Origin of the sequence: Kosmotoga sp. DU53, assembly GCF_001639905.1 — a bacterium.
Classification (GTDB): domain Bacteria; phylum Thermotogota; class Thermotogae; order Petrotogales; family Kosmotogaceae; genus Kosmotoga; species Kosmotoga olearia.
On the sequence record NZ_JGCK01000062.1, the window covers coordinates 1 to 14,547 of the forward strand.

Annotated in this window: 14 protein-coding genes and 1 rRNA gene; 14 read left to right on the top strand and 1 reads right to left on the bottom strand. The window is 41.9% G+C overall.

Annotated elements, in window-relative coordinates; all coding sequences use genetic code 11:
* The 7 genes from DU53_RS11725 to DU53_RS08590 all read left to right on the top strand — a co-directional run.
* Positions 1-175: transposase (locus tag DU53_RS11725; RefSeq protein WP_201030041.1), on the top strand; the 175-nt coding region annotated here is incomplete at its 5' end.
* A 217-nt stretch (positions 176-392) separates the two neighbouring features.
* Complete coding sequence (locus DU53_RS08565; RefSeq protein WP_015868971.1) at positions 393-1,070, top strand: MarR family winged helix-turn-helix transcriptional regulator; 678 nt, start codon at positions 393-395, stop codon at positions 1,068-1,070.
* Entirely contained in the window at positions 1,051-2,316 is a 1,266-nt protein-coding gene (locus DU53_RS08570) for a DegT/DnrJ/EryC1/StrS aminotransferase family protein (protein WP_015868972.1), read from the top strand. Before DU53_RS08565 ends, DU53_RS08570 begins: the two co-directional genes overlap by 20 nt.
* Before the next feature lie 4 nt (positions 2,317-2,320).
* The gene (locus DU53_RS08575) at positions 2,321-3,046 is read left to right on the top strand and encodes an acyltransferase (RefSeq protein ID WP_015868973.1); all 726 of its coding nucleotides are present in this window, start codon (positions 2,321-2,323) and stop codon (positions 3,044-3,046) included.
* Positions 3,047-3,533: 487 nt separating this feature from the next.
* The gene (locus tag DU53_RS08580; RefSeq protein WP_015868974.1) at positions 3,534-4,838 is read left to right on the top strand and encodes a nucleotide sugar dehydrogenase; all 1,305 of its coding nucleotides are present in this window, start codon (positions 3,534-3,536) and stop codon (positions 4,836-4,838) included.
* A 48-nt stretch (positions 4,839-4,886) separates the two neighbouring features.
* Positions 4,887-5,261 carry a four helix bundle protein gene (locus DU53_RS08585; protein ID WP_015868975.1) on the top strand — a complete coding sequence of 125 codons (375 nt, stop codon included), beginning with the start codon at positions 4,887-4,889 and terminating at the stop codon, positions 5,259-5,261.
* Positions 5,262-5,311: 50 nt separating this feature from the next.
* Positions 5,312-6,433 carry a Gfo/Idh/MocA family protein gene (locus DU53_RS08590; protein ID WP_063728404.1) on the top strand — a complete coding sequence of 374 codons (1,122 nt, stop codon included), beginning with the start codon at positions 5,312-5,314 and terminating at the stop codon, positions 6,431-6,433.
* A gap of 121 nt (positions 6,434-6,554) precedes the next feature.
* On the opposite strand, the gene DU53_RS08595 is transcribed toward DU53_RS08590, so the two are convergent.
* Positions 6,555-6,950 (bottom strand): hypothetical protein, encoded by a 396-nt coding sequence (locus DU53_RS08595; protein ID WP_063728406.1) that lies wholly within the window; start codon positions 6,948-6,950, stop codon positions 6,555-6,557.
* Positions 6,951-7,103: 153 nt separating this feature from the next.
* On the opposite strand from DU53_RS08595, the gene DU53_RS08600 reads away from it, so the two are divergent.
* The 7 genes from DU53_RS08600 to DU53_RS08625 all read left to right on the top strand — a co-directional run.
* Positions 7,104-7,742, top strand: coding sequence for a class II aldolase/adducin family protein (locus tag DU53_RS08600; protein ID WP_063728408.1), 639 nt, complete (start codon positions 7,104-7,106; stop codon positions 7,740-7,742).
* 126 nt (positions 7,743-7,868) lie between these two features.
* A complete protein-coding gene (locus tag DU53_RS11990; RefSeq protein WP_082853896.1) occupies positions 7,869-8,525 on the top strand; it encodes a hypothetical protein in 657 nt (218 codons plus the stop codon).
* Positions 8,526-8,532: 7 nt separating this feature from the next.
* Positions 8,533-9,888: an RND family transporter gene (locus DU53_RS11995; protein WP_082853897.1), complete on the top strand. Its 1,356-nt coding sequence runs from the start codon at positions 8,533-8,535 to the stop codon at positions 9,886-9,888.
* A gap of 291 nt (positions 9,889-10,179) precedes the next feature.
* On the top strand, positions 10,180-10,440 hold the full coding sequence (gene rpsO / locus DU53_RS08610; protein WP_015868979.1) for a 30S ribosomal protein S15: 261 nt from the start codon (positions 10,180-10,182) through the stop codon (positions 10,438-10,440).
* A 103-nt stretch (positions 10,441-10,543) separates the two neighbouring features.
* Positions 10,544-12,757: a polyribonucleotide nucleotidyltransferase gene (locus DU53_RS08615; RefSeq protein WP_015868980.1), complete on the top strand. Its 2,214-nt coding sequence runs from the start codon at positions 10,544-10,546 to the stop codon at positions 12,755-12,757.
* The gene (locus tag DU53_RS08620; RefSeq protein ID WP_015868981.1) at positions 12,754-14,031 is read left to right on the top strand and encodes a pitrilysin family protein; all 1,278 of its coding nucleotides are present in this window, start codon (positions 12,754-12,756) and stop codon (positions 14,029-14,031) included. Before DU53_RS08615 ends, DU53_RS08620 begins: the two co-directional genes overlap by 4 nt.
* Before the next feature lie 205 nt (positions 14,032-14,236).
* A 16S ribosomal RNA gene (locus DU53_RS08625) occupies positions 14,237-14,547 on the top strand; the annotation flags it as partial.

A 14,547-nucleotide genomic window follows, 5' to 3' on the forward strand; every position in this document is an offset into this window, starting at 1 on the left:
AAGGATAAAAACGACGAATATGCTGGAACGGATAAACAAAGAACTAAAAAGGCGTACTAGAGTGGTAGGAGCTTTTCCAAATGATGCGGCACTTTTGAGGTTGGCTGTCGCAATCTTACTTGACATTAACGAAGAATGGCTGCTTGGAAGGAGATATCTAAACATGGGATCTTAGCCTGTTTTAGGATACAGGGTTATTTTTACAGCACTTTCTTGACATAGCCAGAAGAGCTATACAGTAAATTCATTCTGATTCTTTCATAAACTTCTTTTTTGGACTTTTTTAGAACATAGATTGACTCTTCTTTCTTATCACTTCGTTGTTTTTTGCTTTGGCAGGAACAATTTTTTTGTTATAATTCACTCAGTGAATGATTAAACGAGGTGAGAGTATGAACATAGGGGAATTCTCCTTTTTTAACCCATCACCAAACTTTCGTGAAATGAGTATCTTAAAAGCTATTGCGGAAACTCCCAGCATCTCACAAGAACGCCTGGCGGCTGTTGCAGGAGTTGTTCCTTCAATGATTAATAGATACATTAAGGACTTCGAGGAACAGGAATACATAGTGAAAGAAGGAGAAAACAGGAGAAAGATGCAATATATCCTCACAGAAAAAGGAAGATTCAGACTGCAATTTCTTACCATTTCGTATCTTCGTGAAGTTGCAAAATTGTATGTGCAGTCTCGAGAAACCTTTGGTGAAGTACTCGATAAATTGAAAGATGAAGGTTATGAACGGCTCCTTCTTTATGGGGCTGGAATAATAGGCAGCATTCTTGTAGATGTTTTGAGAACCGAAGGATTTGTACTTGTTGGATTCGTGGACGATTCACTTTTCAAGCAGGGCAGTTTCTTTCATGACCTGAAGGTGTACTCTCCAGAGGAAGTATCAAAATTAGAATACGATGGAATCATAGTGGCTTCTTTTAAACATGCTGATACTATTTCAAAGAATGCTATTAGAAATGGCATGAAGAATATTATGGTCTTTGAAATTTCCAGCTCTGGAACGGTTTCTATAAGACGAATAAATGGAGGGAGTACAAATGAAAGTACCGCTGTTTGATATCATAAGACAGTATGAAAAACTAAGGCGTGAAATCCTGGAAGCAATCGACAGCGTGATAAGTTCTGGAAGAGTGATTCTTGGAGAAAACGTGCGAAAACTTGAAGAGGAAATTGCAGAATTTGCTGGAGTAAGGCATGGAATTGGTGTTGCTAATGGCTCAGACGCCCTTTATATCGCCCTTAAAGCCCTTGGAATTGGTGAAGGAGATTATGTCATAACGACACCATATACCTTTTTTGCTACGGCAAGTTGTATAACGCGTAATGGGGCTACTCCTATCTTCGCAGATATCGATCCTGAAACTTTTAATATTAACCTTGATCTGGTGGAAGAGATTCTCAATTCTCATCCCCAGAGGGAAAAAATCAAGGCGTTGATTCCTGTACATTTGTTTGGCCAAACTGTCAATCTGGAAAGATTGGAATATATCAGGCAAAAGTATGGAATCAAAATACTTGAGGACTGCGCCCAGTCTATAGGATCTACATGGACATATTCTGATGGTACTGTAAAGAAAAGTGGTTCAGTAGGAGATGCCGCAATCTTTTCTTTCTTTCCTACGAAGAATCTTGGGGCTTACGGCGATGGCGGAATGATCATTACAAACAATGATGAAATAGCAGAATTCTGCAGAAAATTCAGAGTGCATGGCTCGAAGGTCAAATACCACCACGACGTTGTTGGAATAAATTCCAGGCTTGACGAAATACAGGCAGCTGTACTAAGGGTTAAATTAAAGTATCTTGGTGAATACATCGAGAAGAGAAGAAAAATTGCGAAGTGGTATGGGGAAGAATTCGGCAGAAAAGCGTTAGTTGTTCGAGAACCGAGAACCGAGAACCGAGAGAGGAAGAACCGAGAATCTGAGAATCACAGAACACGAGAGTTCAGTAATTCTTTTTCTCGGACTCTCGGACTCTCGGACTCTCGGATTTTTATAAAGATCCCCTCCGTTCCTTCGGATAATTCCCACGTTTTTCACCAGTATGTTATTAGAGTTGGAAACGGTCAAAGAGATGCTCTAAGAGAGTTCTTGAGAGAAAGAGGCATAGGAACTTCGGTGTATTATCCCATGGGTCTTCATCAGCAAAAGTGTTTTGCATATCTGAATATTCCAGAAGGTTCTTTACCTGAGACGGAAAGAGCTTCCAAAGAAGCTATAGCCCTTCCGATTTTTCCAGAACTTCAAAAACAGGAAATCGAATATGTGGTTCAGACGATAGAGGACTTTTTCAAGGGGTGATATTATGAAAAAAAATATCTCGTTGGGAAAAAACGTTGTCATCGAGGAAGAAGTTGAAATAGGTAATAACTGTACAATAGGTCATAATGTGGTGATTAGAAGGGGAACGATAATCGAGGACAACGTGACGATCGGAGATAATACAGTTTTGGGTAAAGAACCATTTAAAGCGAGTACGAGTGCCACTACTTCAGTGAAGGAATTGCCTCCTCTGGTGATTGGCAAAGGTTCGATAATCGGTGCCGGTTGTGTTATATACAGAGGGGCAAAACTTGGGAAAAACTGTTTTGTTGGAGATCTTGCAACCATAAGAGAGGATGTTGAAATAGGTGATAAAACGATTGTGGGGAAAGGCGTAAGTGTTGAAAATGGTACAAAAATAGGAAAAAGGGTAAAGATTGAAACGGAGGCATATATTACAGCTTTTTCAACCATAGAAGATTACTGTTTCATTGCACCGGAAGTTACTTTTACCAATGATAACTTTCTCGGTAGAACAGAAGAGAGAAAAAAATATTTCAAGGGACCTGTTCTGAGAAAAGGAGCAAGAATCGGTGCCAATGCCACCATCTTGCCTGGAATAGAGATAGGTGAAGATGCCCTTGTAGCTGCTGGAAGTGTTGTTACACGAGATCTTGAACCAAGAAAAATTTATGTTGGTGTGCCAGCAAGATATTTTAAAGACGTTCCAGAAGAACAGTTGCTTGAAAATCAGGAATATTATGAATAATAACGAGAATCCGAGACCCGAGAGACCGAGATTATAGAAGATCGGGTCTAGGGTCTTGGGTGCAGGGTATAGAAAGAGCTGCGAGAACCGAGAATCCGAGATGGCCGCTACGCGGCGGGAAAGCACGCTTCGCGTGGGTGTGCCCAGCTGCACTGGGGTAAGCACGACTTTGTCGTGGATTAGCACGTTGGCGCGTAGGTATGAACTGCTTCCCGACAATGAAAAACAGCAATTCATTACAGCCACACAAATTTGGCTTGTCATCCTGAACTTGATTCAGGATCTCGTGCTTAAGAAAACAAGATTCTGGATTAAACATCTCCAGAATGACAGTTTTTCACCTACTCCGAAGGAGTGCTCACCCTTGGCGAAGCCAAGCTTACCCACGCTTAGCGTGCTTACCGGATTCTCGCCTTCTCGGCTCTCGATGTTTTTTCGTACAACGCACAACGTACAACCAACAACGAAATATAAGGGAGGGAAGAACATGCTGAAAGAGAAGATTCTCAATAAAGAGGCTGTGGTAGGTGTTATTGGCCTGGGATATGTAGGGCTGCCTCTGGCCGTGGAAAAAGCAAAAGCTGGATTTAAGGTCATTGGATTTGATATTCAGCAAAAAAAGGTTGACATGGTAAACAGAGGAGAAAATTACATCGGTGATGTTGTAAATGAAGATCTCGAACAGATTGTCAAAGATGGAATGCTTAGAGCTACGACTGATTTCGATGAATTGAAAAACTGTGATGTGGTTGCAATATGTGTTCCAACACCTTTGGACAAATACAAACAACCAGATTTGACTTATGTTGTGAATTCCACAAAAGAAGTGGCTAAAAGGCTTCACAAAGATATGTTGGTTGTTCTCGAATCAACAACGTATCCGGGAACTACCGAAGAAGTCATGAAACCCATCCTTGAAGAAACCGGTTTGAAATGCGGTGAGGATTTTTATCTTGCTTTTAGTCCTGAAAGAGTTGATCCAGGAAATATCAGATACAAAACCAAGAATACCCCGAAAGTTGTTGGAGGGATAGGTGAAAAATCAACAGAAGTAGCGAAACTCCTGTACGAGTCTGTACTTGATGCTGAGGTTTTTGTAGTTTCTTCGCCAAAAGAAGCTGAAATGACGAAGATCCTTGAAAATACTTTCAGAATAGTGAACATAGCTCTAATAAACGAGATGGCGATTGTTGCGAACAAGATGGGAATAAATATATGGGAGGTTGTGAATGCAGCTTCCACCAAACCCTTTGGTTTTATGCCTTTTTATCCTGGTCCGGGAGTTGGGGGACATTGTATTCCCATCGATCCTTTCTACCTTACCTATATTGCCCGAAAGTACAATTATCATACCCGCCTTATAGAACTGGCAGGAGAGATAAATGACTTCATGCCTGAATATGTTGTTGACAGGCTTATGAAACTCCTGAATGAACAGAAAAAATGCATGAATGGTGCGAAGATTGTAATGCTGGGTATCGCTTACAAAGGTGATATAGACGATATGAGAGAATCCCCAGCCCTTAAGGTCCTTGGACATTTAGAAAGAAATTTAGCTGATGTTACCGTTGTTGATCCTTATGTGAGTGAGTTTAGATGGAACGGTGAAATAATAAAAACCGCAAAACTCACTGCCGAGCTCATTAAAGAGGCTGATGCAGTTATTATCACCACTGCTCATAAACATAAAGTTGATTACAAGCTTGTTGTTGACAATGCCAAGCTGATATTCGATACAAAGAATATCCTGAAAACCCTGGGAATCAGTGGAGAGAATGTGGAAGTACTGTAAGTACATTGTTCGAGAGTCCGAGAAGGCGAGAATCCGAGATGAAATTTAATGGGAAGGATGATTTCCTTGGCTTTTTCTGATATGGAGCTTTATGAGGTCGCGTTAGATTTTGTTGAGGAGATTTATAGTATTACAAAGAAATTTCCTGAGGAGGAAAGATTTGGACTTACTTCACAAATGCGACGAGCAGCGGTATCTATTCCATCAAATATCGCCGAAGGCAACGGTAGAAGATATTCAAGGGAATATTTACATTTCTTGTACAATGCTAGGGGATCTTTGATGGAGTTAAGAACCCAAATTGAAATAGCAAATCGTTTAGGCTATATTTTTCCAGAAGAGCATGACAATTTATTAGATTTTTCTGAGAAGGTCAGATTAATGCTTCAGAAACTAATTGGTTCTATACAAAGGAAAGTCTGATAATTCTCGGGCTCTCGGATTCTCGGTTCTCGTTCAAAGGAGGTGTTTCGGTGAGGTTACGTGCCGCATTAATCGGTTGTGGGCGTATCGGGACGAAAAAGCATATTGAGGCGTTTGCTGGTAATGCTGATAAAATAGAGCTCGTCGCGGTATGTGATATTGTGAAGGAAAAAGCTGAAAAAGCAGCAGAAGAGTATAAGAAACGTTGTGGGTTACATGAAAACGAATACGTACAACCCACAACCCACAACCCACAACGTACTTACAAACCACAAGTTATTACTGACTATTCTGAATTACTTGATAAAGATATCGATTTTGTGACCATTGCCACAGAGAGCGGGAATCATTATCGTATAACCGTGGATTTTCTTTCTGCCGGAAAACATGTCCTCGTTGAAAAACCAATGGCTTTGAGTACCAAGCATATGGACGAGATGATTTCTTTAGCCAGTGAGAAACGGCTAAAACTTGGAGTGTGTTTTCAAAATAGATTCAATCCTCCTATACAGGAATTAAGGAAAAAAATTGAAAGCGGTGCCTTTGGGATAATTTTCAATGCTACTGCCCGAATTCTCTGGAATAGAAACAGGGCGTATTACGAGCAGGCATCCTGGCGAGGTACGTGGAAAATGGACGGTGGAACTCTCATGAATCAATGTTCCCATAACATAGATCTTTTGCAGTGGATGCTCGGCGGGAATGTAAAGCGTATTTACGCTGTTACCAGGAATTACAACCACGATTATATAGAAGCAGAGGATTTTGGCGTGGCTATTGTTGAATTTGATAATGGTACGGTTGGAATAATTGAAGGAACCGCAAATGTGTATCCAAGAAATCTTGAAGAAACGCTGTCAGTATTTGGCGAAACCGGGACGGTTGTAATAGGAGGACTTGCCGTTAACAGAATCCAGACATGGAGATTTCCAAACGAGGAAGAACACCCCTTTATGAGATTACCCGATCCGGAGACTGTTTATGGCAATGGACACGTACCTCTTTTTGAAGATTTTGTTGAAGCAATTGTTGAAGACAGGAAACCCTATGTTTCTGGAGAAGATGGAAAAAAAGCTGTAGAGATAATTCTTGGGATATACAAATCTGCCAAGGAAGGGGAACCGGTTGAATTTCCTATCGGTGAATTCTCAACTGAAGATATGAAGAGATAGAAAGAAACAAATTCTAAAGATTTCATGATGGTATGAAGCGAATAATTCTAAGAAAAGAAAAGCAGGGGAGTGCAATCGCTCTCCTGCTTTCTTAAATTACAAAGGCTAAGTTTATCCGAATTTAGCGTTCTTCAACGTCTTCGATAACAAAATCTCCATTGCTTTCCAGACCGACGGTGTTTCTGATTATTGTGTTTTCCAGTAAAGGAGATTCACCGTTGAATCTCAATAGCGAATCGTCGTTTATTTCTTTGGTGGTTTTTATAACACTTTCGGCAGCTTCGTCTACTACCACACACTCCCCTGTTTTTGGATGATAGAGCACCAGACGATAACGACTGCTTCTTGCGTGTTTATAACCTTTTTTGGCGAGCTTCTGCGCAAATTTCTCAGCTTTTTCATAGTCGTCGAAACGTTTGACTTTTTTCAGTTCTTCAACGTACTCAAAGGTTCCTTTAACGTCCAGTGCTGCCTTTCCTTTCGCAACAAAATAGAAGAGTGTTTTTGTTTTGTTCATATCCATCACCCGCCTTAATGTCATTTGGCCTTTCACGAGTTTTTGACTCCGGAATTCTTTGTTATGTTCGAAGTGTTATCATGAATTTCAATTTACGGGTTGTTTGTGGGAAAATATGAAAGAGCAGCAAAAAACAAAAGGGAGGAATCAGAAGTGTACGAAGAATACAAAAAAGAGATTGTTGAATACGGTAGAAAGATACTTAACTCAAACCATGTTGTCGGTACGTCAGGAAATATAAGTGTTAGGATAGGTAATACAAGTCTTTTTGCGATTACTCCCAGTGGAATGCCATACGAAGAATTAACCGTTGATGACATACCCATAATCGATGTCAAAGGCGAACGCATCGAAGGAACAAAAAAACCATCGATAGAGGTTCGAATGCATGGACTTATATACGAACACTATCCGGATGTTAGAGCGATAGTTCATACTCATTCTGTTTATACCACGGTTTTGTCTCTTATTCGCAAATCGCTGCCGATAATAAACGAGACCATGGTAATGGTAGGGGATGTTCCGGTAGCGGAGTTTGCACGCACCGGAAGCCTCGAACTTGCAGAAAATGTCACTAAAGCTCTTAAAGGTAGAAGAGCAGTTATTCTTGCGAATCACGGATTGCTATGTGTCGGAAAAAGTTTGAAAGAAAGTTTTGCGCTTTGTGAAGAGATAGAACGGGATGCCCAAATCTATGTCCTCGCATTGTCAACGGGTATGAGCGTTCATATTATCCCAGAAGAAGAAGCGAAAAAAACCCGTGAGTGGCTTTCAAAAAACTATGGGCAATGATCTTTTAGCAATTTCTCAATTTTAAAAGAGCCGGGGAACTTTATGTGCTTTTATAGGGTTGTTGATAGGCAAAAACTTTGATTGGCAGTAGAGTATTTATCTTTTTTTAAAGCAAGGGGGACTGCTATGTTCGAAGCATATGTAAAAATACTTGAGAAGAAAAAGAAGCTATTTATACTACTTCTTGTGGCTGTAAATATCCTCGCAATAATAGGAGTTTTCCATGTTCGTATCAATCCGGATTTTAAGGAGTTGTTGGCATCGGATTCTGAAGCAAAGAGGAATTACGAAGCCATGGTGGAGAAGTTTGAAACAGGCAATCAGTTGATATATATGCTGGAACTTCCGAAAAATCCCTTTGGCGACGTTTCTGTTTTCAAAGAACTCAGATCCCTTCAGTCTGTTCTTGAGAAAGAAGAAGATATAGCTAGCGTTTCGGGACCAGCACCCCAAAAAATCTTTTCTGGGTTAAGGCTTATTGATATAGGTGAAATAGATGAAAGCGATTTGCCGCTTCTGGAGGATTTTCTCAAGGATATGGGAGAATTGAATCCCATTGTTGAGAGAAGTGGGAAATACTATGCGGTGTTCAATATCTTTCTCAAGCCGGAAGTGGATGATTCAAAGGCTATAAAAGATGTAGATGAACTTTTTGCCAGCCATTCTTTCAACTTCAACGCTTCTGGGGAGTTTTATCTTCAAAAGAAGCTCTCAGACTATATACTATCGATAATAGTTTTTTTGCCTCCTCTGGCAATTTCGCTTATTTTTTTGGTTCTTTAGATTCCAGATGGGATCGATTAAAGCAACCTTTCTTTCAATATTGCCTGCCGGTCTTGGAGCCCTTTGGACCATGGGAGTGATGGGGTGGTCTGGCCGACAGATTTCAGTTGTGACCATACTTGCACCAATATTCACCATAGTCATGGGAAGTGCCGACGGGTTGCACTTCATGTCCCATTTTTTGAACAGGATCGAAGACGGCAAATCCGGAAAGCCTGCCGTGCAGAAGGCTCTTGATGCCGTGGGAGTTCCCATGATAATGACTACCGTAACAACGATTGGGGGATTCATGTCCCTGATGGCAACGGGTAATAGTGCTATGGGCGAGCTTGCTATCTTTGCTTCGCTTGGGATTGCCTTTGCAGGTATTGCCACGTGGCTGTTTTTGCCCCTCGTAACTTTAAACATTACTCGCTTTAAAGTAAAGCACGGAAAACATAGAAGCATAAATAACTGGTTAAAAAAACTTTGGGGAAAGCCTATTGTTGTAATAGCCATCGTGGTGGTGCTTCTATCAATTCCAGGAATAAACCTGCTGAAGGTCGAATTCAATCAGCTGGATATTTTTAAGAAGAGAACGGAGGTTTATAAAAGTTTCATGGCAATCCAGAGGGTTTATGATGGAGTAATCCCGGTGTTTGTTACCATAAAAACGAACAAGGATCAGTTAGACCCTCAAACTGCCGAGAAAATCGCCGAAAAAGAAAGAGAGCTTTTGGATTCTGGCCTGGTTACAAAAGTCGTGTCGATTTACGATGTTATGAGTAATCTGAACAGGCATATTTACAACCTTAAAGAACCTTCCTATCCAAAAAATATAGGCATTGCCAATCTTCTCTATGTAGCGATCACTTCGCAGAAAGGGAATCCTATAAAGAATTTTCTGATCCGGAAAGAAAACCTATCCCGTATGATGGCTTTCCCGGCTGATCTGTCTGATAAAACCATTGAGGGCATTGAAGAGATAGTCAGTTCATGGAACAGTTTTGATGCGACATATACAGCTATTGGCATGCCCTTTATCATGAAAGAGATGAATGATAGCGTTGTTCCCAGTCAGGTTACATCGTTGCTGGTGGCACTCGTTTTTGTCTTTGTTATGCTGTTTATAACCTATAGAAGTATCCTTCATTCGATTTATGGAATTCTGCCCATCGGGTTAACTCTTATAACGCTGTTTACGGCTATGGGAGTTTTCCAGATACCGTTGAATATAATAACGTTGACCATGGCCAGCATCACAATTGGCGTTGGAATAGATTACGCCATACATTTCACATCGCTGTTTTTGAAACACAGAAAAGATAATGATCCTGAGGAAGCCGTTGAGAAAGTACATTTAAAGATACTTCACGTCCCATAATGGCAAATGCTCTTGGATTGGCCATAGGTTTAACGGCACTCCAGTTTTCGCCTTTGAGAACCCATAGTTATCTTTCGATCCTCATGTGGGTATCCATGGTTTCAGCATCGATATTCACACTTTCTCTGCTACCGACAATTTACAGGCGTAAATCGACAAAAAGGCGTTGATTAAACGAACTTAGAATGGCCTTGACATTTTATTTCAATAACGATAGAATAAATTGACCCTTGCTCAGTACGTGGGGTGTGCCCGTACTTAGCATGAGGATAAATGTAAGGAGGAATAAAGATGGGTGTTAACAAGGAAGAAATCGTCAGGGAATTTCAGATTCACGACAAGGACACAGGTTCTATCGAGGTACAGGTAGCCATTTTAACCGCAAGAATCAAACATGTGGCTGAGCATCTTAAGAGCCATCCGAAAGATTTCCATTCTAGAAGGGGCCTTTTGAAGATGGTTGGAAGAAGAAGAAAGATGCTTCGCTATCTCAAGCAGAACAAGCCAGAGGTTTACAAGGAAGTTATCGCGAAGCTCGGTCTAAGAGGCTAAAAGTATAATACTCAAGGGGGAGCGGACAGCCGCTCCCTCTTTTACTTGTTTTATGAATAACTGATATAATAAAGATGGATAAAAGGAAAAAAGAGGTGTTAAAATGAACGATTATCGTGTTTGGGAAAGGGAATTTTTTGGAAGGAAAATCATTGTGGAACACGGAAAAATGGCGAAGCAGTCTCATGGTGCCTGTTTTGTTCGATTTGCAGATTCTGCCATTCTTGCAACGGTAAATGCCAGTGAGGAGCCTCTTCCTCAAGCTGGTTTTGTACCGCTTACGGTCGAGTTTCAGGAGAAATTCTACGCTGCCGGTAAGATTCCCGGTGGTTTTGTTAAGAGAGAGGGGAAACCAAGTGAAAACGCCATACTATCAGCGAGGCTGATAGATAGGCCTATCAGGCCGCTGTTTCCGAAGGGTATGTCCAATGAGGTTCAGGTTATCGTGACGGTTCTTTCCGCAGATCCCGATAATCCGCCTGACACAATTGGAATATTTGCAAGTTCGTTAGCCTTGAACATATCGCCTATTCCATTTGACGGTATGGTTGCCGGTGTCAGGGTTGGCTATGTTGACGGCGAGTATATATTCTTCCCGACCAGTGAAGAACTCGAGAAGAGCGAACTTGATATAGTGGTTGCCGGTACAAAAGAAGCCGTTACTATGGTTGAAGGCGAAGCGAAAGAGGTTTCCGAAGAAGTCATGTTGAAAGCGCTCATGAAAGCTCATGAGGCAATCAAGCAACTTGTTGAATTTCAGGAAGAAATTGTTTCGGAGTTCGAGGTTCAAAAATGGGAACTGGAAGTACCCGAACCACCCGAAGGTTTCATAGAAGCTTTCGAATCCCTCTTGGATGATCAGGAAATCATTGAAAGAATGCTCACACCAGGAAAGAAAAATAAAGGTAGAGCCCTTAAAGAATATAGAAATGCGATCATTGAAGAGATGAAAGAGAAATTTACAGATAAGTGGTCTGAAGATGAGTTTGTCGAAAACGAGCATTTCCTCAAAGAACATTATGAAGAAAAAGTAAAACATCTCATGCGTCGTTCAATTGTTGAGCGCAATTTAAGGATGGACGGTAGAAAGACTACCGAGATTCGCCCGATAACATGCGAACTGGACATTCTTCCAAGGACGCACGGTTCTGCTCTGTTTACCAGAGGGGAAACTCAGAGTCTTGCAACTGTCACACTTGGGGCACCGATAGACGAGCAGATAATCGATACCCTGTTGGAGGAAGGCTCAAAAACTTTCATGCTTCATTACAACTTCCCACCTTTCAGCACCGGTGAAGTCAAAAGAATGAGGGGACCTGGAAGAAGGGAGATAGGGCATGGCCATCTTGCGGAAAGGGCCCTTAAAAATATGATTCCGCCTGAAGAAGAATTTCCTTACACGATCAGGGTAGTTTCTGAAATTCTGGAATCCAATGGTTCCTCGTCTATGGCGACGGTCTGCTCCGGTTCTCTTGCCCTTATGGCTGCTGGTGTTCCTATAAAAAGGCATGTTGCCGGTGTGGCAATGGGTTTGATTCAGGAGCCGGATGAAACCGTGATTCTTACGGATATTCTTGGTAACGAGGACCATTATGGAGATATGGATTTCAAAGTCGCGGGAACTCGCGACGGTATAACGGCCTTCCAGATGGACGTTAAAGTTGCCGGCGTTTCAGAAGAGATAATGCTTAAGGCTCTTTATCAGGCAAAAGAAGCTAGGATGAAAATACTCGATCTCATGTACGAAACCATTTCGGAGCCGAGAAAGGAGATCTCTCCATACGCACCGGTAATTAAAGTAATGGCTGTTCCGTACGAAAAAATCGGCGAGATTATCGGACCTGGTGGAAAGGTTGTTAAAAAGTTGAGCACCGATTACGATGCAAGAATATTCATAGATGATGTGAAATGCCAGGTCAAAATAATAGGTAACGATCCGGAGAAGGTTGAAAAACTCATGGGAGTTATCAACGCTGTCATTTCCGATGTCAAAGAGGGGCAGGTTTTCGATGGCGTGATTTCCAGAATAGAACCTTACGGTATTTTCGTAGAAATCGCTCCCGGTAAGACAGGTCTTCTCCATTCCTCTAAATTCGGTGGAGATATGAAGGAATTTATCAAAACGAATAATGTTGGTGCACACCTCAAGGTTGAGGTAACTGCCATCGATAATCTCGGAAGAATTCAATTGAAGAGATATGGTGTAGAACTTACAGACGAGCAGAAAAAGTCGCGTGGAAGGAGCTCCGGCAGACCTTCACACTACGGCAATAGAAGACCAAACGGGCACAAAAAAGAGGGCGGAAGAAATCAATGAGAAGCACTGCAAATGTTAAACTCGTGAAATTAGATAACGGATCCACAATCATCTTTGAAAAGAAGAGTGACACCAGAACGGTGTCACTTGCTTTTGCGGCTAAAGTCGGTTCGGCTTACGAAGATAGTCAATTGAGTGGAATTTCCCATTTTATAGAACATGCTCTTTTTAAGGGCACTAAAAAGAGGAGCGCTTACGAGATCAAAGAACCCATCGAAAGAGTTGGCGGTACTTTGAATGCCTATACCGGCAGAATCTCAACAGTTTTTTACGCTCACGTTCCGGATACCCATGCAAAAGAGGCTCTTGAAATTCTCTATGATATGGTGAAAAACCCGGCTTTTTCGAAAGAGGCTGTCGAGATAGAAAAGGAGGTTATTCTAGAAGAGATCGCTGCAACCCACGATGACCCCTTCGACATGATCTACGATCACACCATTCGTGAGATATGGGATCCAAATTACGGGAGGTCAATACTCGGTAGTCTTGAAACAGTTAGAAAGATCACCCCGGAAGCTTTGCGAAAGTTTCACAACAGATATTATAGTGCCGAACATATGGTTTTTGCGATCTCCGGGAATTTTAATGAATCTATAATCGAAAGGGCAGAAGAACTCCTGCGCTCTTTTTCACGAAACGGTAGTACTCCAACACGTATTGAAGGCTACATGAAACCTAAAAGGCTCGTGTCTCTTGAAACAAAGAAAGACCTCAATCAGGTGCACTTACTTTTGTCCAAACCCGCACCTTCCAGGCTTTCAAAGGATTTTGTGGCCTTTCGCATATTCAATGTTCTTTTTGGGAGTGGCATGAGCTCCGTACTCTTTCACAACATAAGGGAAAAATTGGGCATGGTTTACCACATAGATTCCGAATATGTTGCCTATCATGATTTCGGAACCTTCTTTATCAGTGCTTCAACCAATGAACGGCATATTCAGCGCCTGGTTGATAGTGTCCGGTTTGAATTGGAGCGTCTTGCGAAAGAGGGTGTGTCCGAAAACGAGTACCTGTATGGGAAGGAAAGGCTTAAAGGAAAAATCATGCTCGCTACCGAGAGTACATTGAACTCTTTGAGTTTGTACCTTGATGAGGTTATAATCAATGGTAAGCCTAAAACGGTGGAAGAAATCATAAGCGAGATAAATTATTTAAGTCTCGGTAAGCTCAACGAAGTAATTGAGCGCTACCTTTCAGGCGATTGGAACATTTCTTTGTTAGTACCTGAAGATCTCCAGGAAATAGATCCTGTTAAGCTTAGCTTCAGCATTTGAGCAGGTTTTAGACTTAGTTTTTTTGTAAAATTAGATTCACCAGCGCTAAGCTTATGTTTCTTGTTGGGAAAATCCCGAAAAAATTCTTTCAGAGGGTTGACAGGCATGAGAGGTAATGGTAATATAGTTAGCGCTGGAGATAAGAGGGTCATTGAAAAATGGATAGCGGTCCCAAGGAAGAAAACTTTGAGTGGAAAGAGAGCCATGGATGGAGGGTTTGATCCTGGCTCAGGGTGAACGCTGGCGGCGTGCCTGACACATGCAAGTCGTACGGGCGGACCCCTTCGGGGGGCGAGCCAGTGGCGAACGGGTGAGTAACACGTGGGAACATATCCGCTGGTGGGGGATAACTACCCGAAAGGGTAGCTAATACCGCATAAGCGAAAGGGGAAAGGTGCGACAGCATCGCCAGTGGAGTGGCCCGCGGCCCATCAGCTAGTTGGTGGGGTAAGAGCCCACCAAGGCGGCGACGGACGGTGACGCCGGCGTGAGAGCGCGACCGGCCACAAGGACACT